This window comes from Cellulosimicrobium sp. Marseille-Q8652 (assembly GCF_965112045.1).
On sequence record NZ_CBCOPS010000002.1, the window covers coordinates 469,753 to 484,211 of the forward strand.

Genomic DNA, 14,459 nt, shown 5'->3' on the forward strand with positions numbered 1-14,459 from the left:
GCGAGGACCGCCCGAGAGAAGGCCATCCAGCCCACGTCAGCTGACGTCGTCGTACCACTGACGCGTGGTAACACCTGCGCTCCGGCCGTCACGCGCCGAGCGTCGACCACCCGCGGCCCACCCTCTGAGAGGTGGGCGCGAACGAGGGGGAAGGGTCCTTCGTGACAGACACCATCGACACCGCCACGAGCAGCGCGACCGGTACGGCCGCTGCAGGCGGTCAGGCCCGGACCGGTGCGCTCAGCGCGCTGCGTCTCCCGGAGCTGCAGGCGCTCGCCTCGCAGCTCGGGGTCAAGGGCACGTCCAAGATGCGCAAGAGCGATCTCGTGGACGTCATCCGTGCTCGCACCGGCGAGCAGAGCGCCCCCGCGCGTGCCGCGGGCGCGGCGCCCCAGAACGACTCGGTCGCGGTCGCACCGTCGCCGGACGTGGCCGAGACCCGTCCCGCGCGCGGTCGTGGCCGCCGCGCGGACCGGCCCGCGAGCGCCGCGGCCGAGACCACCGACGCGCGCTCCGCCGCGCCCGCGGCGGCGAGCCGCGAGGACCGCAGCGCCGCCCCGGTGCTCGACCTGCCCGTCCGCGCCGACGACGTCCGCGCGGACGACGTGCGTGCCGACGACGCGCGCGTCAACGGCTCGCGCCGCGACCGCTCGCGCGACGTGCGCCCCGAGGCCGCCGCGGCGGTCGCCGAGGCGCTCGGCGAGCAGGGCGTGCGCACCCGCGACGACGGCGAGACGCCCGACGAGCGGGCCGCCCGTGCCGCGGCGGCGGTCGGGCTCGTGACGGGCGAGCGTGGCTCGCGCCGCTCGGGCCGCGGCGCCGGCGCGCCGTCGGGCGACGTCACGGCGGAGCCCGCCGGCCAGCGCGCCGAGCGCCCGGTCGACCGGCAGCAGGAGCGTCAGCCCGAGCGGCAGCAGGCGCCGCGCCAGGGCGACCAGGGCGGCCAGCGCGGGGAGCGGGCCGCCGACCGGCAGGCCCTCCTCGAGGACGAGCGCGGCGGCCGTCGGCGTCGCGGCCGCGACCGCGGCCGGGAGCGTGACCGCAAGCGTGGTCGCGGTCGCCAGGGGCCGGACGTCGCGGGCCTCGACGACATCGAGGTGGCCGACGACGACGTGCTGCTGCCCGTGGCCGGCATCCTCGACATCCTCGACAACTACGCGTTCGTCCGCACGAGCGGCTACCTGCCCGGCGCGAACGACGTGTACGTGTCCCTCGGCCAGGTCAAGAAGTCGGGCCTGCGCCGCGGCGACGCGATCGTCGGTGCCGTGCGCCAGCCGCGCGACGGCGAGACCGCGGCCAACACGGCGCGCCAGAAGTTCAACGCGCTGGTGCGCCTCGACTCCGTGAACGGCATGTCGCCGGACGAGGCGCGCGAGCGCCCCGACTTCACGAAGCTCACGCCGCTGTACCCGCAGGAGCGGCTGCGCCTGGAGAACCCGGAGGCCACGCGCCTCACCCCGCGCGTGATCGACATCGTCGCCCCGATCGGGAAGGGCCAGCGCGGCCTCATCGTCGCGCCCCCCAAGGCCGGCAAGACGATCATCATGCAGCAGATCGCCAACGCGATCACCGCGAACAACCCCGAGGTCCACCTCATGGTGGTGCTCGTGGACGAGCGGCCCGAAGAGGTCACCGACATGGAGCGGACGGTCAAGGGCGAGGTCATCGCCTCGACGTTCGACCGCCCCGCGTCCGACCACACGATCGTCGCCGAGCTCGCCATCGAGCGCGCGAAGCGGCTCGTGGAGCTGGGCCAGGACGTCGTGGTGCTGCTCGACTCGCTCACGCGCCTGTCCCGGGCGTACAACCTCGCGGCGCCCGCCTCGGGCCGCATCCTCTCCGGTGGTGTGGACGCCTCGGCGCTCTACCCGCCGAAGCGGTTCTTCGGCGCCGCGCGCAACATCGAGAACGGTGGCTCGCTCACCATCCTCGCGTCCGCGCTCGTGGAGACCGGGTCCAAGATGGACGAGGTCATCTTCGAGGAGTTCAAGGGCACGGGGAACATGGAGCTCCGCCTCTCGCGCAACCTCGCCGACAAGCGCATCTTCCCGGCGGTGGACGTCAACGCGTCCGGCACCCGCCGCGAGGAGGTGCTGCTCTCGCCGGACGAGCTGCGCATCGTCTACAAGCTGCGCCGCGTCATGGGCGCCCTCGACCAGCAGCAGGCGATCGAGCTGCTGCTCGGTCAGCTGAAGAAGACGGCGACCAACGTCGAGTTCCTGCTGCACGTGCAGAAGACGACGCCGAGCGGTCTCGCGGACGACGAGAACGTGGGTCGCACGATCTGACCTCCGGCCCGGTCGCGCACGCGCGGTCCGAGGCCCTGCGGGACCGTGCCGGGAAGATTTCGGCACGGTCCCGCGTTCTGGCACAATGGTTCGTCGGCCTGCGTAGCGCAGGCCCGCCTGCGGTTCACAGGCACGGGGTGTCCCGTCCTGACCCGGAGGCATCTCACCCAAGGAGCAACCGTGAAGTCTGGTATCCACCCCGAGTACGTCGTCACCGAGGTGACGTGCACCTGTGGCAACGCCTTCGTGACGCGCAGCACGGAGACGTCCGGCAAGATCAGCTCGGACGTGTGCAGCGCCTGCCACCCGTTCTACACGGGCAAGCAGAAGATCCTGGACACCGGTGGCCGCGTGGCCCGGTTCCAGGCGCGCTACGGCAAGAAGGACGCCGACAAGTAGCACTCCCGCAGCGCCGGTGGTCCGAGCCCGACAACCTCTCCAGGGGCAGTCGACGAGCTCGGACCACCGGCGCTGTCGCGTTGTCCGGGACCTCTCCCGCGACACCGTCCGCACGTCCCCGCGCGCACCCGCCCCACCGAGGAGCCCCTTCGTGACCGACCAGTTCGCCGCGACGCGGCCGCTCCTCGCCGAGCACGCGGAGATCGAGGCCCAGCTCGCCGATCCCGCCGTGCACGCGGACGCCGCGCGTGCCCGCTCCCTCGGCCGGCGCTACGCGGAGCTCAACCAGGTCGTCGGGGCCTACCGGGCGTGGCGCGAGGCGTCGGACGACGCCGAGGCCGCGGCCGAGCTCGCGGACGAGGACGAGGGGTTCGCCGCGGAGCTGCCCGCGCTGCGCGAGGTGGCCGACGCGGCGGCGGAGCGGCTGCGTCGCGTGCTCGTCCCGCGCGACCCCGACGACGGCCGCGACGTCATCCTCGAGATCAAGGCGGGCGAGGGCGGCGAGGAGTCGGCCCTGTTCGCGGGCGACCTCCTGCGCATGTACCTGCGGTACGCCGAGCGGCGCGGCTGGAGGACCGAGGTGCTCGAGGCGACGGAGTCCGACCTCGGCGGCTACAAGGACGTCCAGGTCGCCGTGAAGGCGAAGGGCACGCCGTCGGACCCCGCGGAGGGCGTCTGGGCGAACCTCAAGTACGAGGGCGGCGTGCACCGCGTCCAGCGCGTCCCCGTCACGGAGTCCCAGGGGCGGATCCACACGTCCGCCGCGGGCGTGCTCGTGTTCCCCGAGGTCGAGGACGCGGGCGAGGTCGAGATCGACCCGAACGACCTGCGCATCGACGTCTACCGGTCGTCGGGCCCGGGCGGGCAGTCCGTCAACACGACGGACTCCGCCGTGCGGATCACGCACGTGCCCACGGGCATCGTCGTGTCGATGCAGAACGAGAAGTCGCAGCTGCAGAACCGCGAGCAGGCGATGCGCGTCCTGCGGGCGCGCCTGCTCGCCGCGCAGCAGGAGGCGGCCGCGGCCGAGGCCGCGGACCTGCGGCGGTCGCAGGTGCGCACCGTCGACCGGTCCGAGCGCATCCGGACGTACAACTACCCCGAGAACCGCATCGCGGACCACCGGACCGGGTACAAGGCGTACAACCTCGACCACGTGCTCGACGGCGACCTTGACCCGGTCGTCCGGTCGGCGATCGAGGCCGACGAGGCCGCGCGGCTCGCGGCGGCCGGCGATGCCTGAGGCGGTCCGCGACCCCCGTCCTTCTGCGCGCGTGCGCTGGGCGACCGGCCTGCTCGCCGACGCGGGGGTGGCGTCGGCGCGCGCCGACGCCGAGCTGCTGCTCGCGCACGCGCTGGCCGTTCCCCGGGACGAGGTGCGGCGGCTCGTCGTGCTCGACCGACCGCTGCCCGACGACGCGGCGCAGGCCTTCGCCGAGCTGGTCGCCCGGCGTGCGGAGCGCGTCCCGCTGCAGCACCTCACGGGCACGGCGCCGTTCCGGCACCTCGAGCTCGTCGTCGGGCCCGGGGTCTTCGTGCCGCGGCCCGAGACCGAGCAGGTGGCGCAGGTCGCGGTCGACGAGGCCGCCGCGGTCGTCGCGCGCGAGGGCCGCGCCGTCGTGGTCGACCTGTGCACGGGGTCCGGCGCGATCGCGCTCGCGGTGGCGAGCGAGGTGCCGGGCACCGAGGTGCACGCGGTCGAGCTCGACGGGGACGCGCACGCGTGGGCGGCGCGCAACGTGGCGGCCGCGCGCGCGGCGACGGGCGCCGTCGTGCACCTCGTGCGCGGCGACGCCCGCCGCGCCCTCGCGGGGCACCCGGCCGCCGGCGGGCTCGACGGGGCGTGCGACGTCGTCGTGTCCAACCCGCCGTACGTCCCGTCCGACGCCGTCCCGCGCGACCCCGAGGTCGCCGAGCACGACCCCGCGGTCGCGCTGTACGGCCTCGGCGCGGACGGGCTCGAGGTGCCGCGCGGGGTCACCGCCGCCGCGGCCCGGCTCCTGCGCCCCGGGGGCCTGTACGTCATGGAGCACGCCGAGGTGCAGGCCGCGGCGGCGCGCGCGATGGTCGGCGCGACCGGGGCGTTCGTCGACGTCCGCACCCGGGCGGACCTCACCGGGCGCGACCGCATGGTCGTCGCCCGCCGTGCCGACACGGTGCCGGGGCGCGGCGCGGACCGGGCCGACGAGCGTGGAAGACTGGACCCGTGAGCTCCGTCCACCCCGTGACCGACCCGAACAGCTGGGGCCCTGGGATCGACGAGGCGGTCAACGCGGTCGCCCGCGGCGGCCTCGTGGTCCTGCCCACCGACACCGTCTACGGCATCGGCGCCGACGCGTTCGACGCCGACGCCGTCGCCGCGCTGCTCGCCGCCAAGGGCCGCGGCCGGCAGATGCCGCCGCCCGTCCTCGTGCCCGACGCGCGCACGCTCGACGGACTGGCCGCGGACGTGCCCGACGACGCGCGCCGCCTCGTCGAGGAGCTGTGGCCGGGCGGCTTCACGATCGTCCTGAGGGCCCAGCCCTCGCTCGCGTGGGACCTCGGGGAGACGCACGGGACGGTCGCGCTGCGCATGCCCGACCACGAGGCCGCGCTCGCCCTGCTGCGCCGGACGGGTCCGCTCGCCGTGTCGTCCGCGAACAGGACGGGCAGCCCCGCCGCGCTCGACGTCGACGACGCGCGGACCCAGCTGGGGGACGCCGTCTCGGTCTACCTCGACGGCGGCGTCGCACCCGGGGGAGTGGCGTCGACGATCGTCGACGCGACGTCCGGCACGCTGCGCGTCGTGCGCGCCGGCGCCGTCCCCCTGGAGCGGCTGCGCGAGATCGCGCCCGTCGACGGTCCCGAGGACGCGAGCCCGGACCCTGCACGCGACGAGGCCCGCGACGAGGCCCGCGACGAGAACCCGGAGAGCGCGCCGGAGGCGAACGGCGGGTGAGGGTCTACCTGCTCGTCATGCTCGTCGCCGCCGCGGTGACGTTCCTGACGACACCCTTCGCCCGGTGGGTCGCCATGCGGACGGGCGCGATCACGGCGGTGCGCGCGCGCGACGTGCACACCGTCCCGACGCCGCGGCTCGGCGGCGTGGCGATGCTGCTGGGCCTCGTGGTCGCCGTCGTGCTGGCGTCGCAGATGCCCTTCCTCGAGGGCGTCTTCGTGCGCGACGTCGGCGGCGTGCCCTACGTGGACAGCCGGGTATGGGGCATCCTCGGAGCGGCGGCGATCGTGTGCCTCCTGGGTGTCGCCGACGACATCTGGGACCTCGACTGGATGACGAAGCTGGCCGGGCAGGTCCTCGCCGCCGGGCTCATGGCGGCGCAGGGCGTCGTGCTCTACACGCTCCCGACCGGTGACCTCCTGACGCTGCCGTCGTCGCGCATGCAGCTCGCCGTGACGATCCTCGTCGTGGTCGTCGCGATGAACGCGGTGAACTTCGTCGACGGGCTCGACGGGCTCGCCGCCGGGCTCGTCGCGATCGGGGGGACCGCCTTCTTCCTGTACTCCTACGTGCTGACGCTGCGCACCAACCCGGACGACTACTCGAGCCTCGCGACGCTCGTCATGGCCGCGCTGGTCGGCGTGTGCGTCGGCTTCCTGCCCCATAACCTCAACCCCGCCCGGATCTTCATGGGGGACTCCGGGTCGATGGTCCTCGGCCTCGTCCTGTCCGGGGCGGCCATCGTCGTCACCGGGAACATCGACCCCGGGGTGACCTCCGGGGCCGCGACGCTGCCCGCCTACATCCCGCTCCTCCTGCCCCTGGCCGTGATCCTGCTGCCCCTGCTCGACATGGGCATGGCCGTCGTGCGCCGCGTGCTCGCGGGGAAGTCGCCCTTCCACCCGGACCGGATGCACCTGCACCACCGCATGCTCGCGATCGGGCACTCGCACCGGCGAGCCGTCCTCATCCTCTACGTGTGGACCGCGGTGTTCGCGTTCGGCGCGGTCGCCCTCGTGTACTGGGACGTGCGCACGGTGGCGATCGGGCTCGGTGTCGCGGCCGTCGTCGCGCTCCTGCTCACGCTCGGGCCGCTGCGCACCCGGGGGCGGTTCCTCGACGACCAGGAGCCGACGACCGCCGCGCAGCCCACGGTCCCGTCCGCCCCGACCACCCCCTCGAAGGAAGCCTGAGATGCCCACGAACGTGCCCGAGCCCGCGCGCCCCGACGACGAGACCGCCCGCTCCGCGCAGGGCCCCGACGCGCAGACGGTCGGACCGCACGGGCAGGCGGTGCGCTCCGTGTTCCGTACCGCGCTGCGCGACGTGCTGGTCCTCCTCGGCGTGCTCACCGTGCTCGGCGTCGTGATCGGCGCTCTGGTGGCAGGGCTGCCGGGGGTCTGGGGCGCGCTGCTCGGTGTCGCGGTGGCCCTCGTCTTCTCGGCCACGACCGTGTGGACGATGCTGCGCACCGTCGACTCGACGCCCACGACGACGGCCGCCGTCGTCATGGGGAGCTGGCTCGCCAAGATGGTCGTCCTGATCGTCGTCCTCGTCGTGCTGCGCGGCCTGGACTTCTACGACCGGTGGGTGTTCGCCGGCGTGCTGCTCGTCGGGGTGATCGGCTCGGCCGTGCTGGACTACCGGGCCGTGAACAGGGGCCGCATCCCGTACGTCGAGCCGCGCGCGTGACCTGCCCGGGCCGCAGGAAGCCCCGCCGCGACGGTTGCCCGAGGCGCATGAGCAAAAAGTCACAAGCGCCCCAGGATCGGCGTGAGCACGCCGATCCATACGTTAGGCTAGCGGCGAATCCATGACGGCCAGGTCCGACGGCGTGCCCACGATCGAGTGGTGAGTGCCCGGACCACACGACCATTGGGAGTCCACCCTGTCCACGCTTGCGACCCCCGTGCTCCTCGCTGCTTCAGAGAGCGAAGGTGGCTTCCACGCGCCGTCCATCGCCGACTTCTTCCCGCCGGCGATCCTCTTCGAGGACACGATCTTCCAGATCGACCGCATCTGGATCATCCGCGTCGTCGCGACCGTCGTCCTGCTGACGATCTTCGTCATCGGGGCGCGTCGTGCGCGGCTCGTCCCCGGCCGGTTCCAGAACGCCCTCGAGATGCTCATCGACTTCGTGCGCGTCCAGATCGTCGAGGAGATCATGGGGAAGGAGAACGCGCGCCGGTTCGTCCCGATGATCGCGACGATCTTCTTCGCCGTCCTCGCGTTCAACATCACGAGCGTGATCCCCGGGCTCAACCTGGCGGGCTCGTCCCGCATCGGCCTCCCGATCATGCTCGCGCTGTGGGTGTTCGTCACCTACTGGGCGGTCGGCATCAAGAAGCACGGCCTCGGCGGCTACCTGAAGAACAACCTCTTCCCCCCGGGCATCCCGTGGCCGATCTACCTCATCGTCACGCCGATCGAGCTGCTGCAGATCCTCGTCATCCGGCCCGCGTCGCTGGCCATCCGGCTCGCGGCCAACATGATCGCCGGGCACATCATGCTCGTCCTGTGCTTCGCGGCGACGCAGTACTTCGTGTTCGAGGCCGTGCCCGCGATGAAGGCCTTCGGCGCGCTGACGCTCGTCGGCGGCTTCGCGATCACGCTCTTCGAGATCCTCGTGGCGTTCCTGCAGGCCTACATCTTCGCGCTCCTCGCCGCCGTGTACATCAACATGTCGCTCGAGGAGGAGCACTGACCCCCGCGGTCGTGCGCCGACTCCGCTCCACCAGACACACCATCAAGCGCAGTACCAACGCGACGCCCGGTCACCCGGTCGGGCGCCCAACGGAAGGAACGAGCAATCGTGGACGTCACCACTCTCGCTGAGGTCACCGGCAACATCGGCACCGTCGGTTACGGCCTCGCCGCGATCGGCCCGGGCATCGGTCTCGGCATCCTCATCGGCAAGACCATCGAGGGCATCGCCCGCCAGCCCGAGGTCGCCGGGCAGCTCCGCGCCACCATGTTCATCGGTGTCGCGTTCGTCGAGGTGCTCGCGCTGCTCGGTCTCGTCGCCGGCTTCCTCTTCACGGCGTGATGTCGGCGCTGGCGACCGCCGCGCTGAACGTCGCGGCGGAGACGGGCGAGGAGCCGCAGGGCATTGACCTGTTCCTCCCCGCCCCGTACGACATCCTCTGGTCGTCCGTCGTCCTCCTGGTCATCGCGGTCGTCTTCTACAAGGCGGTCCTCCCGAAGTTCCAGGCCGTGCTCGACGAGCGCACCGCGAAGATCGAGGGTGGCCTCGCCAAGGCGGAGTCCGCCCAGGCGGAGGCCGCTGCAGCGCTGGCGGAGTACCACCAGCAGCTCCAGGAGGCGCGTGCCGAGGCCGCGAAGATCCGCGAGGAGGCGCGTGCCGAGGGCGGCGCCATCGTGGCCGACCTGCGGACCAAGGCATCCGACGACGCGGCGCGCATCGTCGAGACGGCGCACCGCCAGATCGAGGCCGAGCGTCAGCAGGCGGCGATCTCGCTGCGCAACGACGTCGGCCTGCTCGCGACCGAGCTCGCGTCGAAGATCGTCGGCGAGTCGCTCGCCGACTCGGCGCGCCAGAGCCGTGTGGTCGACCGCTTCCTCGACGAGCTCGAGGCCGCGGGTCCCGCGACGGCGAGCGCCGTCGGCGGTCGGGCCGCAGAGGAGAGCTGATGCGCGGTACGAGCGGAGAGTCCCTGCACCAGGCCCGGGAGCGGTTCGAGCCGGTCCTGCGTTCGGCGGGGGACGACGGCCTCACCCTGGGCGAGCAGCTGTTCGCGGTCACCGCGGCGCTCGACGAGTCGGCGCCGCTGCGCCGCGGGCTCGCCGACCCCTCGCGGTCGGGCGACGACAAGGCCGCGCTCGTGACGGCGGTCCTCGGCTCCAGCTTCGACGGCCGCGTCGTCGACCTCGTGGCGGGCGTCGTCCGCTCGCGCTGGTCGCACGAGCGCGACCTGGGCGACGCGATCGAGCGTCTCGGGCTCGACGCGGTGCTCGCCTCCGCCGAGTCGCGGGGCGCCCTCGAGAAGGTCGAGGACGAGCTCTTCCGCGTGTCGCGCTCGCTCGTCGGGCAGCGCGAGGCCCGGCAGGTCCTCTCCGACGCCGGGACCGACCCGGCGCGTCGCGCGGCCTTCGTGGCCGAGCTGCTCGACGGCAAGGTCGACCGCGTGACGGCGGTGCTCGCGCAGCACGCGACGCGAGCCCTGCGCGGCCGGCGGTTCGTGCCGACGCTCGGCTGGTTCGGCGACGTCGCGGCCGAGCGCCGTCAGCGCCTCGTGGCCTCGGTCACGTCGGCCGTCGTCCTCGACTCCGCGCAGCTCGCCCGTCTCGGTGCGCTGCTCGAGCGGGCGTACGGCCGTGCCGTGCAGCTCAACGTCACGGTCGACCCGGCCGTGCTCGGCGGGCTGCGCGTGCAGGTGGGCGCCGACGTCGTGGACTCCACCGTCCTGTCCCGTCTCGCCGACGCCCGTCGGCGACTCGTGAGCTGACGCCCGCGAGCCGACGATCTCCCGACCGACGACCGACCGCCGGCCACCGGCCGCACAACCCACACACGTTCGACCGCACCCGAACCACGAGGCGCGGTTACGACAGGAGAAGAGCAATGGCTGAGCTGACGATCCGGCCGGAGGAGATCCGGGCCGCTCTGGACAGCTTCGTGAAGTCCTACGAGCCCGAGGGCGCCGTGTCCGAGGAGGTGGGCCGGGTCACCCTGGCCGCCGACGGCATCGCCAACGTCGAGGGTCTGCCGGGCGCGATGGCCAACGAGCTGCTGCGCTTCGAGGACGGGACCCTCGGTCTCGCCCTCAACCTCGACGTCCGCGAGATCGGTGTCGTCGTCCTCGGCGAGTTCACCGGCATCGAGGAGGGCCAGGAGGTCCGTCGCACGGGCGAGGTCCTGTCGGTCCCGGTCGGCGAGGGCTACCTGGGTCGCGTCGTCGACCCGCTCGGCAACCCGATCGACGGTCTCGGCGAGATCGCGACCGAGGGCCGCCGCGCGCTGGAGCTCCAGGCTCCCGGCGTCATGGCCCGCAAGTCGGTCCACGAGCCGCTGCAGACCGGCCTCAAGGCGATCGACTCGATGATCCCGATCGGCCGCGGCCAGCGCCAGCTGATCATCGGCGACCGCCAGACCGGCAAGACGGCGATCGCGACCGACACGATCATCAACCAGAAGGCGAACTGGGAGACCGGCGACCCCGAGAAGCAGGTCCGCTGCATCTACGTCGCGATCGGCCAGAAGGGCTCGACGATCGCCGCGGTGCGCGGTGCCCTCGAGGAGGCAGGCGCGCTCGAGTACACGACGATCGTCGCGGCTCCCGCGTCCGACCCGGCCGGCTTCAAGTACCTCGCGCCGTACACCGGCTCGGCCATCGGCCAGCACTGGATGTACCAGGGCAAGCACGTCCTCATCGTGTTCGACGACCTGTCGAAGCAGGCCGAGGCGTACCGTGCCGTGTCGCTGCTGCTGCGCCGCCCGCCGGGCCGCGAGGCGTACCCGGGTGACGTCTTCTACCTGCACTCCCGTCTGCTCGAGCGTTGCGCGAAGCTCTCGGACGAGCTGGGCGCGGGCTCGATGACGGGCCTGCCCGTCATCGAGACGAAGGCGAACGACGTCTCGGCGTACATCCCGACGAACGTCATCTCCATCACGGACGGGCAGATCTTCCTCCAGTCCGACCTGTTCAACGCCGACCAGCGCCCGGCCGTCGACGTCGGCATCTCGGTGTCCCGCGTCGGTGGTGCCGCGCAGGTCAAGGCCATGAAGCAGGTCTCGGGCACGCTGAAGCTCGAGCTCGCGCAGTACCGCTCGCTCGAGGCCTTCGCGATGTTCGCGTCCGACCTCGACGCCGCCTCGCGCGGTCAGCTCGCCCGTGGCGCGGTGCTCATGGAGCTGCTCAAGCAGGGCCAGTACTCGCCGTACCCGGTCGAGGAGCAGGTCGCGTCCATCTGGGCCGGCACCAAGGGCAAGCTGGACGACGTCCCCGTCGAGGACGTGCGCCGCTTCGAGTCCGAGATGCTCGACCACCTGCGCCGCAACACGGACGTGCTCTCGGTCATCGCCGACACCGGCAAGCTGGCCGAGGACACCGAGGCGCAGCTCGCCTCGGCGGTCGACGCCGTGCGTGCCGGCTTCCTCAAGGCCGACGGCTCGCCGCTCGTCGGCGGGGACGAGGCGGAGGACGAGGGCGTGGACGTCGAGCAGGAGCAGATCGTCCGCCAGAAGAGGGGCTGAGCATGGCCGGATCCCAGCGCGTCTACAAGCAGCGGATCAAGTCGACGCAGTCCCTGAAGAAGATGTTCCGGGCGCAGGAGCTCATCGCGGCCTCGCGCATCGGCAAGGCCCGGGCGCGGACCGCGGCGTCGGTCCCGTACGCGCGCGCCATCACGCGCGCCGTGTCCGCGGTCGCGACGCACTCCTCGACCTCGCACCCGCTCACGAGCGAGCGCACCGACACGAACCGTGTCGCGGTGCTCGTCGTGGCGTCGGACCGCGGCATGGCCGGCTCCTACTCGGCGTCGATCCTGCGCGAGTCCGAGCGGCTCGTGGAGCGGCTCACGGCCGAGGGCAAGGACGTCGCGCTCTACGCCTCCGGGCGCCGGGCGATCTCGTACTACACGTTCCGCGGGCGCGAGCTCGCCGGGACGTGGTCGTACGGGTCCGACGCACCGGACGCCGACGTGGCGGCCGAGATCGCGGACTCGCTCCTCGGGGCGTTCCTCGCCCCGGTCGCCGAGGGCGGCGTGAGCGAGCTGCACATCGTGTACACGCAGTTCGTCAACATGGTGACGCAGCGTCCCCGCGTGGTGCGCATGCTGCCGCTCGAGGTCGTCGAGGGCGTCGCGCCCGCCGGCAAGCACGACGTGCTGCCGCTGTACGACTTCGAGCCGTCGCCCGAGGCCGTGCTCGACGCGCTGCTCCCGCGCTACGTGCGCAGCCGGATCTTCAGCTGCCTCCTCGAGGCGGCGGCGTCCGAGCTGGCGGCCCGTCAGCGCGCGATGCACACGGCGACGGACAACGCGGAGGACCTCATCCGCACGTACACCCGTCTGGCGAACCAGGCGCGGCAGGCGGACATCACCCAGGAGATCAGCGAGATCGTCTCGGGTGCCGACGCGCTGGCGGCGTCATGACGGCGCGCACCGTCGCCCGAGCCGGCGACACCACTCCTCAGACCATCTCCATCGAGACCGCCGGACCCCGCTCCGGCACTGCGAAGCGAGGCCAGAAATGACCGCCACCACCGTGGAAGCACAGGTCGGGCACTCCAGCGGGCCCGGCGTCGGCCGTGTCGCCCGCGTGATCGGCCCCGTCGTGGACATCGAGTTCCCGGCGGACGCCATCCCCGACATCTACAACGCGCTGAAGGTCGACATCGACCTGTCGGCACAGGGCGAGGACGAGAAGAGCTTCACGCTCATGCTCGAGGTCGCCCAGCACCTCGGCGACTCGCTGGTGCGCGCCATCGCGCTCAAGCCCACGGACGGTCTCGTCCGCGGCGCCCAGGTCACCGACACCGGTGCCCCGATCAGCGTCCCCGTCGGCGACGTCACCAAGGGCCGCGTGTTCAACGTGACCGGTGACATCCTCAACGCCGAGCCGGGCGAGACGATCGAGGTCACCGAGCGCTGGCCGATCCACCGCCGGCCCCCGGCGTTCGACCAGCTCGAGTCGAAGACCACGATGTTCGAGACGGGCATCAAGTCGATCGACCTCCTCACCCCGTACGTGCAGGGTGGGAAGATCGGCCTCTTCGGTGGTGCGGGCGTCGGCAAGACCGTCCTCATCCAGGAGATGATCCAGCGCGTCGCCCAGAACCACGGCGGTGTCTCGGTGTTCGCCGGCGTCGGCGAGCGCACGCGTGAGGGCAACGACCTCATCGTCGAGATGGAGGAGGCGGGCGTCTTCGACAAGACCGCGCTCGTCTTCGGCCAGATGGACGAGCCGCCGGGCACGCGACTGCGCGTCGCGCTGTCGGCCCTCACGATGGCGGAGTACTTCCGCGACGTGAAGAAGCAGGACGTGCTCCTCTTCATCGACAACATCTTCCGCTTCACGCAGGCGGGGTCCGAGGTCTCGACGCTGCTCGGCCGCATGCCGTCCGCGGTGGGCTACCAGCCGAACCTGGCCGACGAGATGGGTCTGCTCCAGGAGCGCATCACCTCGACGCGTGGTCACTCGATCACGTCGCTCCAGGCGATCTACGTCCCGGCGGACGACTACACCGACCCCGCCCCGGCGACGACGTTCGCGCACCTCGACGCGACCACGGAGCTGTCCCGCGAGATCGCGTCGCGTGGTCTGTACCCCGCGATCGACCCGCTGGCCTCGACGTCGCGCATCCTCGACCCGCGCTACGTGGGCCAGGAGCACTACGAGGTCGCGACGCGCGTGAAGTCGATCCTGCAGCGCAACAAGGAGCTCCAGGACATCATCGCGATCCTCGGTGTGGACGAGCTCTCGGAGGAGGACAAGACGGTCGTCGCGCGTGCGCGCCGCATCCAGCAGTTCCTCTCCCAGAACACGTACATGGCGGAGAAGTTCACGGGCGTCGTCGGCTCGACGGTGCCGCTGAGCGAGACCATCGAGGCCTTCAAGAAGATCGCGGACGGCGAGTTCGACCACGTCGCCGAGCAGGCGTTCTTCAACATCGGCGGTCTCGAGGACCTCGACCGCAACTGGGCCCGTATCCAGAAGGAGTACGGCGCCTGACCTGACGTCCGTCGCGGGGCCGGGCCGTCCGGCCCGACCCCGCGGCAGCGTCATCGCACGGTCCGTCCACGGACCGTGGGGAACGTCGTCGGACGTCGTGACCGGCCACCGAGCGCCGGGACGGCGTCCGGACCCGATCCGG

14 protein-coding genes are annotated in these 14,459 nt (G+C 72.4%); all 14 read left to right on the forward strand.

Going from position 1 to position 14,459, the window contains the following annotated elements; all coding sequences use genetic code 11:
* The first annotated feature begins 161 nt into the window (after positions 1-161).
* Complete coding sequence (gene rho / locus ACWPWV_RS12060; RefSeq protein ID WP_454043223.1) at positions 162-2,288, forward strand: transcription termination factor Rho; 2,127 nt, start codon at positions 162-164, stop codon at positions 2,286-2,288.
* A 180-nt stretch (positions 2,289-2,468) separates the two neighbouring features.
* Complete coding sequence (gene rpmE, locus ACWPWV_RS12065) at positions 2,469-2,687, forward strand: 50S ribosomal protein L31 (RefSeq protein WP_454043224.1); 219 nt, start codon at positions 2,469-2,471, stop codon at positions 2,685-2,687.
* A 151-nt stretch (positions 2,688-2,838) separates the two neighbouring features.
* Positions 2,839-3,930 carry a peptide chain release factor 1 gene (gene prfA, locus ACWPWV_RS12070; protein ID WP_454043225.1) on the forward strand — a complete coding sequence of 364 codons (1,092 nt, stop codon included), beginning with the start codon at positions 2,839-2,841 and terminating at the stop codon, positions 3,928-3,930.
* Positions 3,923-4,897: a peptide chain release factor N(5)-glutamine methyltransferase gene (gene prmC / locus ACWPWV_RS12075; RefSeq protein ID WP_454043226.1), complete on the forward strand. Its 975-nt coding sequence runs from the start codon at positions 3,923-3,925 to the stop codon at positions 4,895-4,897. Before prfA ends, prmC begins: the two co-directional genes overlap by 8 nt.
* Positions 4,894-5,625 carry an L-threonylcarbamoyladenylate synthase gene (locus ACWPWV_RS12080; protein WP_454043227.1) on the forward strand — a complete coding sequence of 244 codons (732 nt, stop codon included), beginning with the start codon at positions 4,894-4,896 and terminating at the stop codon, positions 5,623-5,625. Before prmC ends, ACWPWV_RS12080 begins: the two co-directional genes overlap by 4 nt.
* Entirely contained in the window at positions 5,622-6,818 is a 1,197-nt protein-coding gene (locus ACWPWV_RS12085; RefSeq protein ID WP_454043228.1) for a glycosyltransferase family 4 protein, read from the forward strand. Before ACWPWV_RS12080 ends, ACWPWV_RS12085 begins: the two co-directional genes overlap by 4 nt.
* 1 nt (position 6,819) lies before the next feature.
* A complete protein-coding gene (locus ACWPWV_RS12090) occupies positions 6,820-7,317 on the forward strand; it encodes a hypothetical protein (protein WP_454043229.1) in 498 nt (165 codons plus the stop codon).
* A gap of 217 nt (positions 7,318-7,534) precedes the next feature.
* Positions 7,535-8,329: a F0F1 ATP synthase subunit A gene (gene atpB, locus ACWPWV_RS12095; RefSeq protein WP_251150270.1), complete on the forward strand. Its 795-nt coding sequence runs from the start codon at positions 7,535-7,537 to the stop codon at positions 8,327-8,329.
* Positions 8,330-8,437: 108 nt separating this feature from the next.
* Entirely contained in the window at positions 8,438-8,671 is a 234-nt protein-coding gene (locus tag ACWPWV_RS12100) for an ATP synthase F0 subunit C (protein ID WP_141389322.1), read from the forward strand.
* A complete protein-coding gene (locus ACWPWV_RS12105) occupies positions 8,671-9,276 on the forward strand; it encodes a F0F1 ATP synthase subunit B (RefSeq protein ID WP_454044531.1) in 606 nt (201 codons plus the stop codon). The genes ACWPWV_RS12100 and ACWPWV_RS12105 overlap by 1 nt, the downstream gene beginning before the upstream one ends.
* Positions 9,276-10,091, forward strand: a complete 816-nt coding sequence (locus ACWPWV_RS12110) for a F0F1 ATP synthase subunit delta (protein WP_454043230.1) — start codon at positions 9,276-9,278, stop codon at positions 10,089-10,091. Before ACWPWV_RS12105 ends, ACWPWV_RS12110 begins: the two co-directional genes overlap by 1 nt.
* A gap of 116 nt (positions 10,092-10,207) precedes the next feature.
* A complete protein-coding gene (gene atpA / locus ACWPWV_RS12115) occupies positions 10,208-11,839 on the forward strand; it encodes a F0F1 ATP synthase subunit alpha (protein WP_454043231.1) in 1,632 nt (543 codons plus the stop codon).
* A gap of 2 nt (positions 11,840-11,841) precedes the next feature.
* The gene (locus ACWPWV_RS12120) at positions 11,842-12,738 is read left to right on the forward strand and encodes a F0F1 ATP synthase subunit gamma (RefSeq protein WP_454043232.1); all 897 of its coding nucleotides are present in this window, start codon (positions 11,842-11,844) and stop codon (positions 12,736-12,738) included.
* A 97-nt stretch (positions 12,739-12,835) separates the two neighbouring features.
* Positions 12,836-14,317 carry a F0F1 ATP synthase subunit beta gene (gene atpD, locus ACWPWV_RS12125; RefSeq protein ID WP_454043233.1) on the forward strand — a complete coding sequence of 494 codons (1,482 nt, stop codon included), beginning with the start codon at positions 12,836-12,838 and terminating at the stop codon, positions 14,315-14,317.
* The last annotated feature ends 142 nt before the right edge of the window (positions 14,318-14,459 follow it).

Bases quoted from the DNA above. Each gene is read 5' to 3' on its own strand.
- ACWPWV_RS12105 (WP_454044531.1), top strand. From the start codon at position 8,671: ATGTCGGCGCTGGCGACCGCCGCGCTGAACGTCGCGGCGGAGACGGGC.
- ACWPWV_RS12120 (WP_454043232.1), top strand. From the start codon at position 11,842: ATGGCCGGATCCCAGCGCGTCTACAAGCAGCGGATCAAGTCGACGCAG.
- ACWPWV_RS12090 (WP_454043229.1), top strand. From the start codon at position 6,820: ATGCCCACGAACGTGCCCGAGCCCGCGCGCCCCGACGACGAGACCGCC.
- ACWPWV_RS12110 (WP_454043230.1), top strand. From the start codon at position 9,276: ATGCGCGGTACGAGCGGAGAGTCCCTGCACCAGGCCCGGGAGCGGTTC.
- atpD (WP_454043233.1), top strand. From the start codon at position 12,836: ATGACCGCCACCACCGTGGAAGCACAGGTCGGGCACTCCAGCGGGCCC.
- prmC (WP_454043226.1), top strand. From the start codon at position 3,923: ATGCCTGAGGCGGTCCGCGACCCCCGTCCTTCTGCGCGCGTGCGCTGG.
- atpA (WP_454043231.1), top strand. From the start codon at position 10,208: ATGGCTGAGCTGACGATCCGGCCGGAGGAGATCCGGGCCGCTCTGGAC.